The sequence below is a fragment of the Streptomyces javensis genome (genome assembly GCF_039525925.1).
In the GTDB taxonomy this organism is placed as follows: domain Bacteria; phylum Actinomycetota; class Actinomycetes; order Streptomycetales; family Streptomycetaceae; genus Streptomyces; species Streptomyces asiaticus.
On sequence record NZ_BAAAIF010000072.1, the window covers coordinates 37,842 to 53,918 of the forward strand.

Here is a 16,077-nt window from a genome sequence, read left to right on the forward strand (position 1 = left end):
TGCCGGGGGCGCCGAGTAGATTCGGTGCCATGGCTCTACCTCCCCGCGTCCCCCGCCCCGCCCATGACGGCTCGGCGCCCGTACGCGTCCTCACCGTCGCCGGATCGGACTCCGGCGGCGGTGCGGGCATCCAGGCCGACCTGAAGACCATGCTGGCCCTGGGCGCCCACGGCATGAGCGTGATCACAGCCGTGACGGCGCAGAACTCGCTGGGCGTCCAGGGCGCCTGGGAGCTGCCCGCCGAGGCCGTACGGGCCCAGTTCCGCAGCGTGACCGACGACATCGGCGTCCAGGCGGTCAAGACCGGCATGCTGGCGACCGCCGCACTGGTCGAGACCGTCGCCGCGCTGCTCGCGGACGTCACCGCGCCCGTGGTCGTCGATCCGGTCGGCGTCTCCAAGCACGGTGACCCGCTGCTGGCCACCGAGGCGCTCGACGCGGTCCGTACGAAGCTGCTGCCGACCGCGACCGTCGCCACGCCCAACCTGGACGAGGTGGCCCAGCTCACCGGCGTCCGGGTGGAGTCGGAGGACGACCAGCGGCGGGCGGCCGGGGCGGTGCTGCGCCACGGTCCGCGGTGGGCGCTGATCAAGGGCGGCCATCTGCCCGGCGGCGACGCGGTGGATCTGCTCACCGACGGCACCGAGGAGCACTGGCTGCGGGCGCCGCGCCAGGACAACCGTCATACGCACGGCACGGGGTGCACCCTCGCCGCGGCCGTCGCCACGTATCTGGCGGGCGGCTACGAGGTCCCCGAGGCCGTCACGGCGGCCAAGGACTACGTCACGGGCGCCATCGCGGCGGGCTTCCCCCTGGGCACGGGCATCGGCCCGGTCGACCACGGGTGGCTGTCGGAGGCGGCCGGCTGAGGGCACGCGAAAGGCCGGTCCACTCCAGTGGTGGACCGGCCTGGCGTACCGGTATCCCGCTTGCGCGGGGAGGCCGTGCGACTAGACGACTAGCGCGAAACCTTGCCGGCCTTGATGCACGAGGTGCAGACGTTGAGCCGCTTCGGGGTACGACCGACCACAGCGCGCACCGTCTGGATGTTGGGGTTCCAACGACGGCGGGTGCGGCGGTGCGAGTGCGAGATGTTGTTGCCGAAGCCCGGCCCCTTGCCGCAGACGTCGCAGTTGGCAGCCACGGGTTACTCCAAAGACGGGTCGCCCTCGCTTCCCGCGAGGAGACAGGACACTGAACGGATGCCCCGGACGTTGCCTGGATCGTGGAGGATCGGCGGCGCCTGGGGGAATGGCCCGATTCGCATCGGGCAACCGGAGCAGCATACAACGGCCACTCCCGTACAACGAAACTATCATGGCTGCCCCGGCACCCGCCGAGGGCGGCGGCTACCCTGCGATGACGCGATGCCCACCCCCGCCCCCAGCAGCCTCCGAGGAGGACCCTTCGTGCCGCACACGCTCGATGCCGATGCGGTACGGACCTGGTGTGGGCTCGCTCTCGACGCGCTGGGCCGGGCCCGGGCGGACATCGACGCGATCAACGTCTATCCGGTCGCGGACGGGGACACCGGCACCAATCTGTATCTGACCGTCGAGTCCGCCGCCCGGGCCGTCGACGCCGCCTTCGACGGCCACGCGACCTCGGCCGCCGCGTCCCGTCCCACCCTCGCCGATGTGGTGCGCGCCATGGCCCATGGCGCGCTGATCGGCGCGCGGGGCAACTCCGGCACGATCCTGGCGCAGCTGCTGCGCGGTATGGCGGACGTCCTGGCCGACGGCACACCGGCCGGGGGCGCGGACCCAGCGGACAGGGCGTGCGCGGCGGGCACGGCGTCCACGGCGGATACGGCGTCCACGGCGGATACGGCGTCCACGGCGGATACGGCGGACGCAGCGGACACGGACGAGGCGGACGGGCTGCGGCGGGCGCTGCGGCGCGCGGTCGACCTCGCCTACCTGGCCGTCGCGCACCCCGTCGAAGGCACCGTCCTTACGGTCGCCGTGGCCGCCGCGGAGAGCGCGGAGCGCGCCACGGGCGACGCCGCCACGGTGGCCCGCGCCGCGTACGAGGGCGCCCGTACGGCGCTCCAGGCCACCCCGGGCCAGCTCGACGTCCTCGCCCGCGCGGGGGTGGTGGACGCGGGCGGCTACGGCCTGGTGACGGTCCTGGGCGGGCTCGCCCAGGCGCTGTCGGGTGAGGCCCCCTCGGCGCCCGCCCCGGCCCGCCCCGGCCGTGACGCCCCGGCGCGCACCGGGACGGGCGGGCAGGACCTGGCGGGCTGCTCCACCGACGGCGCCCCGGACGGCGGGCCCGCCTTCGAGGTGATCTACCTCCTGGAGGCCGGTGACTCGGCCGTGACCGCCCTGAGGGAGCGGCTGGACGCCCTCGGCGACTCCCTGGTGGTCGTCGGCGGCGACGGCCTGTGGAACGTCCACGTCCATGTGGACGACGCGGGGGCGGCCGTGGAGGCGGGCATCCAGGCCGGGCGCCCGTACCGCATCCGGATCACCCACTTCGGCGGCGCCGCCGTCCGTAAGGCGGGCTCGGGCGGTCCGGACCGGCCGGATACGGCCATCGTCCTGCCGGATCAGTCCGGCGCCCAGGGCCCCGCGGGAGGCCCGCGCGCCGAGCGCGCGCCCCGTGCCGTGGTCGCTGTCGTCCACGGCGACGCGCTGGCCGCGCTGTGCGCCGAGGAGGGCGCGACCGCGGTCGCCACCCGCCCCGGGGAGCCGCCCGCCAGCGGTGGGCTGGTGGACGCGGTGCGGCGGGAGCACGCCCGGGAGGTCGTGCTGCTGCCCAACGACACCGAGCTGCACCACACGGCGGCCGCGGCCGCGGCCCAGGCCCGCGCCGAGGGCGTACGGGTCGCGGTGATCCCCACCCGCTCCGCCGTCCAGGGCATCGCCGCGCTCGCCGTCCACGAGCCCGGCCGCAGCTTCGACGAGGACGTGGTCGCCATGACCTCGGCAGCGGGCGCCACCCGCTACGCGGAGCTGGCCGTCGCCGAGCGCCAGTCCTGGACCATGGCCGGGGTGTGCCAGGCCGGGGACGTCCTGGGCATGATCGACGGCGATGTGGCGGTGATCGGCTCCGAGCTGGCCGCGACCGCCGAGACGGTGCTTGACCGGATGCTGGCGTCGGGCGGCGAGATGGTCACGCTGGTGCTCGGCGCGGACCTTCCGGACGAGGTAGCCGAACGGCTGGAGCGGCATGTGCGGGATGGGCACTTCGCCGTCGACACGGTCGTCTACCACGGCGGTCAGCCCACCGCGCCGCTGATCATAGGCATCGAATGAGCCCGGCCGCCCGGAGCGGCCATCCGCCGAACCACCCGGCTCGTCGTCCCCGATTGTCACCCCCGTGGTGTGCAATGGACGGGTGCCCGTGCTGGAAGAACCCCTGAAGAAGGTCCTGGGCGGCAACACCGCGAAGGTGATGGCCGACCATCTCGACCTGCACACCGTCGGCGACCTGCTGCACCACTACCCGCGGCGGTACGCGGAGCGCGGTGAGCTGACCCGGCTGTCCGACCTGCCCCTGGACGAGCATGTGACCGTGGTGGCGCAGGTCGCCGACGCCCGGGTGCACACGTTCAACGGCGGCCGGGGCCGGCGGCTGGAGGTCACCATCACCGACGGCAGCGGCCGTCTCCAGCTGGTCTTCTTCGGCAAGGGCGTCCACAAGCCGCGTACGGAGCTCCAGCCCGGCACCCGCGCGATGTTCGCCGGGAAGGTCTCGGTCTTCAATCGCAAGCGGCAGCTGGCCCACCCCGAGTTCAAGACGCTGGGCGCGGGGAGCGGCGCGGAGGCCGTGAAGGCGTTCGCCCATCAGCTGCTGCCGCTGTACCCGGCGTGCAAGCAGATGGAGTCCTGGCAGATCCAGCAGGCCGTCGACACCGTGCTGGGCCCGGCCGGGCATGAGGAGTCCGCGCTGGCCGGGCTGATCGACCCGCTGCCCGAGAGCCTGCGCGAGGGCCGGGGGCTGGCCACGCTCCCCGAGGCGCTGCGCAAGATCCACCGGCCGGGCACCAAGGCCGACATCGCGACGGCCCGGGACCGGCTGAAGTGGGACGAGGCGTTCGTCCTCCAGGTGGCGCTCGCCCGGCGGCGGCAGGCCGACGCCCAGCTGCCCGCGGCGCCCCGCAAGCCCGCCCCGGACGGGCTGCTGACCGCCTTCGACGCCCGGCTGCCGTTCACCCTCACCGAGGGCCAGCGCCGGGTCAGCGAGGAGATCTTCGCCGACCTCGCCACCGACCACCCCATGCACCGGCTGCTCCAGGGCGAGGTCGGCTCGGGCAAGACCATGGTCGCGCTGCGCGCGATGCTCGGCGTCGTGGACGCCGGGGGACAGGCGGCGATGCTCGCGCCCACCGAGGTGCTCGCCCAGCAGCACCACCGCTCGATCACCGAGATGATGGGCGAGCTTGCCGAGGGAGGCATGCTCGGCGGGGCCGAGCAGGGCACCAAGGTGGTGCTGCTCACCGGCTCCATGGGCGCCGCGGCCCGCCGCCAGGCGCTGCTGGACCTGGTCACCGGCGAGGCCGGAATCGTGATCGGCACCCATGCCCTGATCGAGGACAAGGTCCAGTTCCACGATCTGGGCCTGGTGGTCGTGGACGAGCAGCACCGCTTCGGGGTCGAGCAGCGCGACGCCCTGCGCTCCAAGGGCAAGCAGCCCCCGCATCTGCTGGTGATGACGGCCACGCCGATTCCGCGCACCGTGGCCATGACCGTCTTCGGCGACCTGGAGACCTCCGTCCTCGACCAGCTGCCCTCGGGCCGTTCCCCGATCGCCTCCCATGTGGTGCCCGCCAAGGACAAGCCGCACTTCCTGGCCCGCGCCTGGGAGCGGGTGCGCGAGGAGGTGGCCGCCGGCCACCAGGGCTATGTGGTGTGCCCGCGGATCGGGGACGAGGAGGACGAGTCCAAGGCGGCGAAGGCGAAGAGCCCCGAGGACGAGGCCGAGAAGCGCCCGCCGCTGGCCGTCGTCGACGTCGCCGAGCAGCTCGTCAAGGGCCCGCTGAGCGATCTGCGGGTGGAGGTGCTGCACGGGCGGATGCAGCCCGAGGCCAAGGACGAGGTGATGCGCCGCTTCGCCGCGGGCGAGGTCGACGTCCTGGTCGCCACGACCGTCATCGAGGTCGGTGTGAACGTGCCCAACGCCACCGCCATGGTGATCATGGACGCCGACCGGTTCGGCGTCTCCCAGCTGCACCAGCTGCGCGGCCGCGTCGGCCGGGGCTCGGCCGCCGGGCTGTGTCTGCTGGTGACCGACATGCCCGAGGGCAGCCCCGCCCGGGCCCGGCTGGGCGCGGTCGCGGCCACGCTCGACGGCTTCGAGCTGTCCCGGATCGACCTGGAGCAGCGCCGGGAGGGGGATGTGCTCGGCCAGGCCCAGTCCGGGGTCCGTTCCTCGCTGCGGGTGCTCGCCGTCATCGACGACGAGGAGGTCATCGCGGCGGCCCGGGAGGAGGCGGCCGCGATCGTGGCCGCCGACCCGGAGCTGGGCGGGTACCCGCAGCTGCGCACCGCGCTGGACGCCCTGCTGGACAAGGAGCGCGCGGAGTTCCTCGACAAGGGCTGAGCCGCTTGATGAGGAGCGCGCCCGGCCACCGCCGGTCCCCCGTACGCCATATCGTGGAGATGCGGCGGCCCCGCCCGGACGGGCACCGGGCGCCGCTGCCCCGACCACCGCGAAGGACGGCTCCCACCCATGACCCGCGTGATCGCCGGAGCGGCCGGCGGCCGCCGCCTGGCCGTGCCGCCGGGAAACGGCACCCGACCCACCTCGGACCGGGCGCGGGAGGGCCTGTTCTCCACCTGGGAGTCGCTGCTCGGCTCGCTGGACGGGGCCCGCGTCCTGGATCTGTACGGCGGCTCGGGCGCGGTCGGCCTGGAGGCGCTGTCCCGCGGCGCCGCCCACACGCTGCTGGTCGAGTCCGACCCGCGGGCGGCCCGCACGATCCGCCAGAACGTCCGCACCCTCGGTCTGCCCGGCGCGGAGCTGCGCACCGGCAAGGCCGAACAGACCATCGCCGGACAGGCCCCCGACACCGGCCCGTACGACGTCGTTTTCCTGGATCCGCCCTACGCGGTCAGCGACGACCAACTCCGGGAGATACTCCTCACACTCCTGGGGAAGGGCTGGCTCGCGCCCGGTGCGCTGGCCACCGTTGAGCGGAGCACACGAGGTGGGGAGTTCGTGTGGCCTGCCGGATTCGAGGGCCTCAGGGCCCGTCGCTACGGCGAGGGCACGCTTTGGTACGGTCGCGCCGCCTCGACGTGCGAGAACGCGTCATGACCGGACCCGAGAGCGAGGAACTTCCGTTGCGCCGCGCAGTCTGTCCGGGGTCGTTCGACCCCGTCACCAATGGACACCTCGACATCATCGCCCGTGCCTCCAAGCTCTATGACGTCGTGCATGTCGCCGTGATGATCAACAAGTCGAAGCAGGGCCTGTTCACGGTGGACGAGCGGATCGACCTCCTCCGCCAGACCACGGAGGAGTATGGAAACGTCAAGGTGGAGGCGTTCCACGGCCTCCTGGTGGACTTCTGCAAGCAGCGGGACATCCCCGCGATCGTCAAGGGGCTGCGGGCCGTCAGCGACTTCGACTACGAGTTGCAGATGGCCCAGATGAACAACGGCCTCTCCGGTGTGGAGACGCTGTTCGTGCCCACCAACCCCACCTACAGCTTCCTCTCCTCCAGCCTGGTCAAGGAGGTCGCGGCCTGGGGCGGTGACGTCTCCCACCTGGTGCCCCCGCTGGTCCTGGAGGCACTCGCCGAGCGGCTCGGCCGGAAGTAGCGGCTGACGGTACGTCAGCGGCTGTCCGGGAGGCGGCCGCTGGCCGTACAGTCGTCCCGTTCGGCTCCGTATCCATCCGCATCCAGACAGTCTGCGAGCACCCACAGTGGACGTGCAGAAGAAGCTCGACGAGATCGTCGATACCGTCGGCAACGCCCGGTCCATGCCCATGTCGGCCTCGTGCGTGATCAACCGCGCCGAGCTGCTCGCCATGCTCGAAGAGGTGCGCGCGGCACTCCCGGATTCCCTGGCCCACGCCCAGGAGCTGATCGGCGGCCGGGACCAGATGGTCGAGGAGGCCCACCGGGAGGCGGGGCGGATCATCGAGTCCGCGCACACCCAGCGCGCCTCGCTGATCTCGGACACCGAGCTGGTGCGGAAGTCCCAGGAGGAGGCCGACCGGATCCTGGCCGAGGCCCGGCGGGAGGCCGAGGAGATCCGCGTCGAGGCCGACGACTACGTGGACAGCAAGCTGGCCAACTTCGAGGTCGTGCTCACCAAGACCATCGGCTCGGTCGACCGCGGCCGGGAGAAGCTGCTCGGCCGCGCCCCCGGCGCCGAGGACGGCCTCGGGCAGCCCGACGAGGGCCCGGAGCGCAGCGCCGACCCGGCCACCCTGCGGCACCGCGCGGACGAGTACGTCGACACCAAGCTGGGGGCCGTCTCGGCGGTCCTCGCCAAGACCCTGGAGGCGGTCGGCCGGGGCCGCCAGAAGCTGCTCGGGGCCCGGCCCGCCGATGAGCTCGGCGCCCATATGGCGGCCCAGGACGAGGCCGGGATGGCCCTGCGGACCACCGACGACGACTATCTGGCGGACCTGGCCCGGTCCCAGGCGGACCTCGCCCAGCCCGTCGCCCCGCCCGACCAGGCGGCCGCCGACGCCGCGTACTACGCCGCCACCGCGGGTTACCAGCAGCAGGACGCCTACGGCTATCAGCAGGCGTACGTACAGCAGGATCCGTACGCCGCGCAGGGCGAACAGGATCCGTACGCCGCGCAGGGCGGCTATCAGCAGGACGCCTACGCCGCGTGGCAGCAGCAGGCCCAGCAGCAGGCGCAGGCCCAGGGCTACGATCCGAACGCGGCCTACGTGCCCCAGCAGCCCCAGCAGCTGCCCCAGCAGCCCCAGCCCCAGCAGCAGCAGCCGGGCGCCGCGCTCGACGAGACCAGCCTGTTCGACACGAGCATGATCGACCTCGATCAGCTACGTCAGTACGAGCAGGGCCGCTAGCCCGCTCCCCCCCCGGGCCGGGAGAATCCCTTCCCCACCGGGCGGATTGGGTCTACGGCGGCCTGTCCAGTATCCTGGCTCTTCGGTCGCGCGTACGTCCGCGATCTCGGCTGCCCGATTCTTAGCGGATGTTCGGGTGGCCCGCCGCAGCGTAGAAAGCAGGAAGCCCTGAACGCCCGCCTCGACCACCGTGCCCCTCTCGTGTTCGACACGCGCGAGCTGGGCCGTCGTCCTGGTGCGCTCAAAAGGGTCTCCCGCTCCGTGGTGGCGCCCAAGGATCTCGGTATCGAGGTCATCGGGGTGCGGGAGGGCGCGACGATCGAGCTGGACCTCCGCCTGGAGTCGGTCATGGAAGGGGTGCTTGTCACAGGCACCGCCCGTGCGCCGCTCACGGGGGAGTGCGTAAGGTGTCTGGAGCCGCTGGAGCGAGAGCTCGAAGTGGACTTCCAGGAGATGTACTCCTACCCCGACGCCGACGACCGGAGCCGCGAAGCGGATACCGGCGACGACGCCGAGGAGGAGGACATGCTCTTCCTCGAGGCCGACCTGTTCGACCTCGAGCCCGTGCTGCGCGACGCGGTGGTGCTCGCACTGCCGTTGCAGCCGGTGTGCCGGGAGGACTGCCCGGGTCTGTGTGCCGATTGCGGCGCCCGGCTCGCGGACGACCCCGACCACCACCACGAGTCCGCCGACATCCGTTGGGCGGCATTGCAGGGACTCGCCGAGACCATGAGGGACGGCGAGAAGGACAACGCACCCCGCGAGCGCGGGGATGACTCACAGGAGAAGTAGCCGTGGCTGTTCCGAAGCGGAAGATGTCGCGCAGCAACACGCGCCACCGCCGGTCGCAGTGGAAGGCTGCGGTCCCCAACCTGGTGGCGTGCGAGCGCTGCCACGAGCCGAAGCAGCAGCACATCGCGTGCCCGAGCTGCGGCACCTACAACCGCCGCCAGGTCCTCGAGGTCTGATCGGCGGGTGACAGGCTCTATGTCAGACGCCACCACGCCCCCGCGCAAGCGCGGTGAAGCGGCCCAGGCGGACACGGCCTCGTCTCACACGATCCTGGAAGGGCGGCTCGGGTACCAGCTCGAGTCCGCCCTTCTGGTGCGTGCGCTGACCCACCGCTCCTTCGCGTACGAGAACGGCGGGCTGCCCACCAACGAGCGGCTGGAATTCCTCGGGGATTCGGTGCTCGGCCTGGTGGTCACCGACACGCTGTACCGCATCCACCCCGACCTGCCCGAGGGCCAGCTGGCCAAGCTGCGGGCCGCGGTGGTCAACTCGCGCGCGCTCGCGGAGGTGGGCCGCGGCCTCGACCTCGGCGCCTTCATCCGGCTCGGCCGGGGCGAAGAGGGCACCGGCGGCAGGGACAAGGCATCCATCCTCGCCGACACCCTTGAAGCGGTGATCGGCGCGGTCTATCTCGACCGGGGGCTCGACGCCGCCGCGGAGCTGGTCCACCGGCTCTTCGACCCGCTGATCGAGAAGTCCTCGAACCTCGGCGCCGGCCTGGACTGGAAGACCAGCCTCCAGGAGCTGACCGCCACCGAGGGCCTCGGGGTCCCCGAGTACCTGGTCTCCGAGACCGGTCCCGACCACGAGAAGACCTTCACGGCTGCCGCCCGCGTCGGTGGTGTCGCGTACGGCACCGGCACCGGCCGCAGCAAGAAGGAAGCCGAGCAGCAGGCGGCCGAGGCCGCCTGGCGCGCCATCCGCGCGGCCGCCGACGAGGCCCAGGCGAAGGCCAAGGCGGCCGACGCCGGAACCGCGGGCACGGCGGTGGACGGCGGAGCCGCCGCCGACACCGCATCCCCGGCACGCTGATCGGCCTTCCCCGACCCGCACCGTCCATCACGTCCATAACGCCCCTCACCGCCCCCGCGGCGGACGGCCCGCCCGGGCCGTTCCGCCCGGGGGCGGTGAGGGCTCGAAGGCTCAAGGAGGCCCCCGTTGCCCGAGCTGCCCGAGGTCGAGGTGGTCCGCCGCGGACTGGAGCGCTGGGTCAGCGGCCGTACGGTCGCCGAGGTCCAGGTGCTGCACCCGCGCGCGGTCCGGCGCCACCTCGGCGGCGCGGAGGACTTCGCGGCCCGCCTCCGGGGCCGCCGCGCCGGGATCGTGCGGCGCCGCGGCAAGTACCTGTGGCTGCCGTTCGAGGACGGCGCGCCCGCCGAGTCCGTCCTGGCCCATCTCGGGATGAGCGGGCAGCTGCTGGTCCAGCCGGCCGAGGCGCCCGACGAGAAGCATCTGCGCGTCCGGGTCCGCTTCGCCGACGACGCGGGCACCGAGCTGCGCTTCGTCGACCAGCGCACCTTCGGCGGGCTCTCGCTGCACGACACCGTCCCCGGCGACCTGGAGGGGCTGCCGGACGTCATCGCGCACATCGCCCGCGACCCGCTGGACCCCGCCTTCGACGAGGCCGCCTTCCACCTCGCGCTGCGCCGCCGCCGCACCACGATCAAGCGCGCGCTGCTGGACCAGTCGCTGATCAGCGGGGTCGGCAACATCTACGCCGACGAGGCGCTGTGGCGCGCCCGGCTGCACTACGACCGGCCGACGGCCACCCTCACCCGGCCGCGCGCCGCCGAACTCCTAAATCATGTGCGCGAGGTGATGACCGCCGCGCTGGCCGTCGGCGGCACCAGCTTCGACAGCCTCTATGTGAACGTGAACGGCGAGTCGGGGTACTTCGAGCGCTCCCTGGACGCCTACGGCCGGGAGGACGAGCCCTGCCGCCGCTGCGGCACCGCGATGCGCCGCCGCCCCTGGATGAACCGTTCCAGCTACTTCTGCCCGCGCTGTCAGCGCCCGCCGCGCCCGGCCACCACGGCCCGTCCGGCGTCGCGCGCGGCCGATGCCTCGCCGCTCCCGGCGCGCGTGGTGTCGTAGCGCTCCCGGGCCGTCAGCACCTCGGGCATCCGGTCCTCGACCAGATGGATGAGGCCCAGCAGCCGCTCGGCGACCGCGCTGCCCAGCGGGGTCAGCCGGTAGTCCACCCGGGGCGGGTTGGTCGGCTGGGCCTCACGGTGCACCAGACCGTCGCGCTCCAGCGCGTGCAGCGTCTGGGACAGCATCTTCTCGCTGACGCCGTCGACCCGCCGCCGCAGCTCGTTGAAGCGGAAGGTGCTGTCGTGGAGCGCGCTCAGGATGAGGCCGCCCCATTTGCCGGTGACGTGCTCCAGCGTGCCGCGTGAGGGGCAGGCGCGGGCGAACACGTCGAAGGCCAGGTTCTCCGTGTCCACGTTCTCCGCGTCCTGCGTGGTGGACGCCCCGCCAGTGCGTTCACTGTCCATACCCACACCATACGCGCACTCAGCGCTGACTCCAGGGTCGCGCTTTCGGCTGGTGAGTGTGCTGCTCGTACGGCATGTGAGAGCCCGGGGCGCTTTCGTGCGCCCCGGGCTCTCATATATGGCCGGATGCTGCGGAGGCCCGCTCGGGATCTCCCGCTCGACGGCTCAGTAGCCGAAGTCCTGGGTCCACCAGGGGCCGCCGTCGCCGAAGTGCGCGCCGACGCCAAGTCGCTTGAACGAGCAGTTGAGGATGTTGGCGCGATGGCCGGAGCTGTTCATCCAGGAGTCCATCACGGACTGTGCGTCCGCCTGGCCGCGGGCGATGTTCTCCCCGCCCAGGTCCAGGATGCCCGCGCCCTCGGCCCGCTCCCAGGGGCTGTCGCCGTCGGGGTTGATGTGGTCGAAGAACTGGCGCAGGGACATGTCCTCGCTGAAGTCCTCGGCCAGCTGCGCGAGTTTGGAGTCGGCCGTCACGGGGGCGCAGCCGACCTTCTTGCGCTCTTTGTTGACGAGGGTGAGGACTTCGGCTTCCGAGGCGGTCTCGGGGCCGGTCGACTCCGCCGGGGGTTCGGGTGCGGTCGGCTCCGTCGAGGGCGTCTGCGACGGCTTGCCGTGCCCTCCGCCGTTCGCGCCACCCTTGCCGTTGCTGTTGTCGCTTCCCTTGCCCTTGCCGTTCCCGCCGGGCCGGTCATTCCCGGAGGGCTGGGAGGGCCCCGGCCGCTCCGGCGAGGTGGCGGAGGGCGGTTCAGAGGGCTTGGGCGGGGTCTTGGAGGGAGTTGTGGAGGGTGCGTGAGGGCGGTCGTCACCACGGCTGGGCGGTACTGTGCCGCGATCGGCGGGGGCCGCGGACTGCGAGCCCTGTGTCTCCAGGCCGGAGTCCGAGGGACCGCCCGCCTGGACCTGTCCGGCGGAGTCGTTGCCCCCGCCGAGTTCGTAGCCGTTCGGACCGAGTCCGGAGGCCATCGCCACGGCGCCGACCGCGACAGCGGCGGACACGCCCAACAGTCCGGTCCGGACCGGAGCGAGGGGGCTCCGGTGCGGTCCCCGGTGGCGGCCTGCGGCGGCCACCTGCGCCGGGGTACCGGGGGCAGATCGTCGATGGCGGCCCATCTCCTGCCTTCCTTGTGTGCTCGGCGTCAAAAGTCGCTCGAAATGTGTCACTCGTGTGCGCGAGCCATGTATCACTCGTGTGGGTGAGTCCTGTTGAGCCGGGACTGTACGCCATTCGGGCCCCAACGCGCCTGCCCACTGGGCAATTCGATGGTTTAGCGGCTGCTCGGACGGGGGGTTAGCGTGCGCATATGAACGAAAGAGTCCGCCTCACCGTGTGGGTCCGCGGCCGCGTCCAGGGCGTCGGCTTCCGCTGGTACACCCGGGCCAACGCGTTGCGCATCGGGGACCTCGTCGGCTTTGCCTCCAACCTCGCCGACGGGCGGGTGCAGGTGGTCGCGGAGGGCCCGCGTGCGGAATGCGAACAGTTGCTCGAATGGCTCCGGGACGGCGACACGCCCGGGAAAGTCGAGGGAATCACCGAGATCTGGGACACACCCCGCGGCGGCTACGACGCCTTCGAGATCCGTTGATCAACTCACCGGAGGCACCCTCCGCGGCTCCCCTCTGACCACGCCTTCCCTGCGCACGGTGAGCAGAAATCGGCTGATGGTTGCCAACGGGGCCGCGCCGTGGAAGGCTGCGGAGTCACGAAAGATCCCCGACCGCGATGGGTCATCTGGAGAGGGGCGGGACCGTCCGCCGTCAGTGTGCTCTCGGCCCCTGCGGGCCCGTCGGCGTGTGATCGTGTTGACCCTCAAACCAATTGGTGAGACGCTGGAAGCCCCGCGCACCTTAACTGTTTGCCGCGCAGCACGGTAGTAATTTCGGCAGGCAGCGCGGGTGCAAATTCCCTCACGACCCACACCGCTTCGGTCGGTCACTCAGTGTGGAGGACCATCCATCATGGCAAAGGCGCTTCTCGGTTACGTCGGCGGTTCCGACCCCCGAGTCCTCGCCGAGATGCGACGGCTTCAGCAGCGCGTCCAGGACCTTGAATCCGAGATCGTCCGGATTCAGGCCGAGAACGACGCGCTGTCCGCCGCCGCTCGTCACGGCGACTCGCTGCTCGAAAGCTTCGACGTATCCCAGGCGGAGCCTGCGCTCGCCTGACCCAGCCCCAGGGCCGGTCGGGCTGCATCGTCAGCCGCTTGAGAATCTTCAAGGGACGCTTCGGCGTCCCTTCGTCGTTTCCCAGTGTGCTTCCCAGCCACCCTTACCGACTGATGTGCCCCTCTCTCCCAGCGGTGAAACCGATCATTGCTGAAACGGAGAAAAAGCCGGGGCGGGTGCGCCGCGCCACCGTCATGGGACGGTGCCGGAGGAAGCGCGGCGGGTAGAGTCCAAAGGCGTGCATCTCAAGAGCCTGACCCTGCGAGGGTTCAAATCCTTCGCCTCCGCCACGACGCTCCGGTTCGAGCCGGGTATCACCTGCGTCGTCGGCCCCAATGGCTCGGGCAAGTCCAATGTCGTGGACGCCCTTTCCTGGGTCATGGGCGAACAGGGTGCCAAGTCCCTGCGCGGCGGCAAGATGGAGGACGTCATCTTCGCCGGGACCACCGGCCGTCCCCCGCTCGGCCGCGCCGAGGTCTCGCTCACCATCGACAACGCCGATGGCGCGCTGCCCATCGACTACGCCGAAGTCACCATCACGCGGATCATGTTCCGCAACGGCGGCAGCGAGTACCAGCTCAACGGGGACACCTGCCGGCTGCTGGACATCCAGGAACTGCTCTCCGACTCCGGTATCGGCCGGGAGATGCACGTCATCGTCGGGCAGGGTCAGCTCGACGGGGTGCTGCACGCCGATCCGACCGGCCGCCGCGCCTTCATCGAGGAGGCCGCGGGCGTCCTCAAGCACCGCAAGCGCAAGGAGAAGGCGCTGCGGAAGCTGGACGCGATGCAGGCCAACCTCGCCCGCGTCCAGGACCTCACCGACGAGCTGCGGCGCCAGCTCAAGCCGCTCGGCCGGCAGGCCGCGGTGGCCCGGCGGGCCGCCGTCATCCAGGCCGATCTGCGCGACGCCCGGCTGCGGCTGCTCGCCGACGACCTGGTGACCCTGCGCGAGGCGCTGCGCGCCGAGGTCGCCGACGAGGCCGAGCTCAAGCGCCGTAAGGAGGCCGCGGAGGCCGAGCTGCGGGCCGCGCAGCAGCGCGAGGCGGCGCTGGAGGAGCAGGTGCGGCGGCTCGCGCCCCGGCTCCGGGACGCCCAGCAGACCTGGTACGAGCTCTCGCAGCTCGCCGAGCGGGTGCGCGGCACGATCAGCCTGGCGGACGCCCGGGTCAAGAGCGCCACCTCCGCCCCCGGGGAGGAGCGGCGCGGCCGCGACCCCGAGGACATGGAGCGCGAGGCGGCCCGCATCCGGGAGCAGGAGGCCGAGCTGGAGGCCGCCCTGGAGGCGGCGAGCCGGGCGCTGGACGACACCGTGGCGCACCGCGCCGAGCTCGAGCGGAGCCTGGCCGACGAGGAGCGCCGACTCAAGGACGTGGCCCGCGCCATCGCCGACCGCCGCGAAGGGCTCGCCCGGCTCCAGGGCCAGGTGAACGCCGCCCGCGGCCGGGCCGGTTCGGCCCGCGCCGAGATCGAACGGCTGGCCGCGTCCCGCGACGAGGCACAGACCCGGGCGGTCGCCGCGCAGGAGGAGTACGAGCAGCTCAAGGCGGAGGTCGACGGACTCGACGCGGATGACGCGGAATTGGCGGAGCGCCACGAGGCCGCGAAGCACGAGCTGGCCGAGGCGGAGGCCGCGCTGAGCGCGGCCCGCGAGGCGGCGACGGCCGCCGAACGCGAGCGCGCCGCGACCTCCGCCCGGCATGACGCCCTCGCCCTCGGTCTGCGCCGTAAGGACGGCACGGGCGCCCTTATGGCCGCCGCCGACCGCCTCGGCGGACTCCTCGGCCCCGCCGCCGAACTCCTCACCGTGACCCCGGGCTTCGAGGTCCCGGTTGCCACGGCCCTGGGCGCCGCCGCCGACGCGATCGCCGTCAGCGGCCCCCACGCGGCCGCCGAGGCGATCCGCCTCCTCCGCGCCGACGACGCCGGCCGCGCCGCCCTGCTGCTGACGACGCCGGGCGCCGAGCGGGAGGAGCCCCCGGCCGTCAACCTCGCGGAGCCCCCGTCCGCCGTGGAGGAGTTGGACGGCGCCACCGCCCTCGCGGAGTCCCCCGCCGTCGCTCCGAAGCCGGACAGCCCGGCCGCGCTTCACACCACGTCTGCCGGGCCCGCGCATGGCGGTGCCGCCCTCGTACCGGGAACGCGCACCGAGGGGGCCGCGCCGGGCGAGCCGGGCCAGACGCCCCCGCCGCGACCGACCGCCACCCCGGCGGCGCCCGGTTCCGTCGCTCCCCCGTTCGAGCCGGAGCGCGGCGATGGTTCGGAAGCGGACGGCGCGCCGGGTGGGGATGCCGAAGCGCCCACGGCCGGGGCGGGTTCCCCGGCTGCCGTGCCCACGCCGGACGGTCGGGCGGGTGGCACCACCGACGCGGGTGACGGCGCTGCCGCCGTGCCGGGCACGCGGTCTCCAAAGGGCCCGGCGGCCGCGGCCACCGGCCCCGACGACGGCTCCCGGCCGGGCGGGACTGGTGAGCCGTCGGGCGGGGCGGACTCCCGGGGCGCCGCGTCGGGCTCCGGCGGTCCGGGCGGGCCGCAGGCCGTCGTCGGAAGCGATGCCGGGGGGGCGTCGCGCGGTGCGGCTGACGGTTCCGCCGCCGTGCCGGGTGCGCGGGTGGCGGGCGCC

General features: G+C 72.8%; 16 protein-coding genes. 13 read left to right on the forward strand and 3 right to left on the reverse strand.

Translation table 11 applies throughout. From position 1 onward, the window contains the following. The first annotated feature begins 29 nt into the window (after nucleotides 1–29). Nucleotides 30–869, forward strand: coding sequence for a bifunctional hydroxymethylpyrimidine kinase/phosphomethylpyrimidine kinase (gene thiD / locus ABD329_RS39440; RefSeq protein ID WP_344317649.1), 840 nt, complete (start codon nucleotides 30–32; stop codon nucleotides 867–869). A gap of 89 nt (nucleotides 870–958) precedes the next feature. Here thiD and rpmB read toward each other — a convergent pair whose 3' ends face one another. Next, nucleotides 959–1,144: a 50S ribosomal protein L28 gene (gene rpmB, locus ABD329_RS39445; protein ID WP_009714771.1), complete on the reverse strand. Its 186-nt coding sequence runs from the start codon at nucleotides 1,142–1,144 to the stop codon at nucleotides 959–961. Nucleotides 1,145–1,409: 265 nt separating this feature from the next. Here rpmB and ABD329_RS39450 point away from each other — a divergent pair, with 265 nt between their 5' ends. The 9 genes from ABD329_RS39450 to mutM all read left to right on the forward strand — a co-directional run bounded on the left by ABD329_RS39450 (nucleotide 1,410) and on the right by mutM (nucleotide 10,887). Further along, complete coding sequence (locus ABD329_RS39450) at nucleotides 1,410–3,260, forward strand: DAK2 domain-containing protein (RefSeq protein ID WP_344317650.1); 1,851 nt, start codon at nucleotides 1,410–1,412, stop codon at nucleotides 3,258–3,260. Nucleotides 3,261–3,399: 139 nt separating this feature from the next. Then, the gene (gene recG, locus ABD329_RS39455; protein WP_246618496.1) at nucleotides 3,400–5,547 is read left to right on the forward strand and encodes an ATP-dependent DNA helicase RecG; all 2,148 of its coding nucleotides are present in this window, start codon (nucleotides 3,400–3,402) and stop codon (nucleotides 5,545–5,547) included. 129 nt (nucleotides 5,548–5,676) lie between these two features. After that, on the forward strand, nucleotides 5,677–6,264 hold the full coding sequence (gene rsmD, locus ABD329_RS39460) for a 16S rRNA (guanine(966)-N(2))-methyltransferase RsmD (RefSeq protein ID WP_198277456.1): 588 nt from the start codon (nucleotides 5,677–5,679) through the stop codon (nucleotides 6,262–6,264). Next, complete coding sequence (coaD, locus tag ABD329_RS39465; RefSeq protein WP_198277455.1) at nucleotides 6,261–6,770, forward strand: pantetheine-phosphate adenylyltransferase; 510 nt, start codon at nucleotides 6,261–6,263, stop codon at nucleotides 6,768–6,770. The genes rsmD and coaD overlap by 4 nt, the downstream gene beginning before the upstream one ends. A gap of 106 nt (nucleotides 6,771–6,876) precedes the next feature. Beyond that, a complete protein-coding gene (locus tag ABD329_RS39470; RefSeq protein WP_198277454.1) occupies nucleotides 6,877–8,001 on the forward strand; it encodes an ATP synthase subunit B family protein in 1,125 nt (374 codons plus the stop codon). 201 nt (nucleotides 8,002–8,202) lie between these two features. Next, the gene (locus tag ABD329_RS39475) at nucleotides 8,203–8,793 is read left to right on the forward strand and encodes a YceD family protein (protein WP_198277453.1); all 591 of its coding nucleotides are present in this window, start codon (nucleotides 8,203–8,205) and stop codon (nucleotides 8,791–8,793) included. A 2-nt stretch (nucleotides 8,794–8,795) separates the two neighbouring features. Next, entirely contained in the window at nucleotides 8,796–8,969 is a 174-nt protein-coding gene (gene rpmF, locus ABD329_RS39480; protein ID WP_037948573.1) for a 50S ribosomal protein L32, read from the forward strand. Between the two features lie 19 nt (nucleotides 8,970–8,988). After that, nucleotides 8,989–9,825 (forward strand): ribonuclease III, encoded by an 837-nt coding sequence (rnc, locus tag ABD329_RS39485; protein ID WP_044569578.1) that lies wholly within the window; start codon nucleotides 8,989–8,991, stop codon nucleotides 9,823–9,825. Between the two features lie 126 nt (nucleotides 9,826–9,951). Then, on the forward strand, nucleotides 9,952–10,887 hold the full coding sequence (mutM, locus tag ABD329_RS39490) for a bifunctional DNA-formamidopyrimidine glycosylase/DNA-(apurinic or apyrimidinic site) lyase (RefSeq protein ID WP_198277452.1): 936 nt from the start codon (nucleotides 9,952–9,954) through the stop codon (nucleotides 10,885–10,887). Here the strand turns inward: mutM and ABD329_RS39495 are convergent. Continuing rightward, on the reverse strand, nucleotides 10,800–11,291 hold the full coding sequence (locus ABD329_RS39495) for a winged helix-turn-helix transcriptional regulator (RefSeq protein ID WP_198277451.1): 492 nt from the start codon (nucleotides 11,289–11,291) through the stop codon (nucleotides 10,800–10,802). The genes mutM and ABD329_RS39495 overlap by 88 nt on opposite strands. Nucleotides 11,292–11,456: 165 nt before the next feature. Then, on the reverse strand, nucleotides 11,457–12,401 hold the full coding sequence (locus ABD329_RS39500) for a CAP domain-containing protein (protein ID WP_198277450.1): 945 nt from the start codon (nucleotides 12,399–12,401) through the stop codon (nucleotides 11,457–11,459). 191 nt (nucleotides 12,402–12,592) lie between these two features. On the opposite strand from ABD329_RS39500, the gene ABD329_RS39505 reads away from it, so the two are divergent. The 3 genes from ABD329_RS39505 to ABD329_RS39515 form a co-directional block, all read left to right on the forward strand. Further along, nucleotides 12,593–12,874, forward strand: a complete 282-nt coding sequence (locus tag ABD329_RS39505; RefSeq protein ID WP_037948581.1) for an acylphosphatase — start codon at nucleotides 12,593–12,595, stop codon at nucleotides 12,872–12,874. 373 nt (nucleotides 12,875–13,247) lie between these two features. Beyond that, complete coding sequence (locus tag ABD329_RS39510) at nucleotides 13,248–13,454, forward strand: hypothetical protein (RefSeq protein ID WP_020868169.1); 207 nt, start codon at nucleotides 13,248–13,250, stop codon at nucleotides 13,452–13,454. Between the two features lie 238 nt (nucleotides 13,455–13,692). Beyond that, nucleotides 13,693–16,077, forward strand: a 2,385-nt coding sequence (locus ABD329_RS39515; protein WP_344317651.1) for a chromosome segregation SMC family protein, incomplete at its 3' end; no start/stop codon positions are given.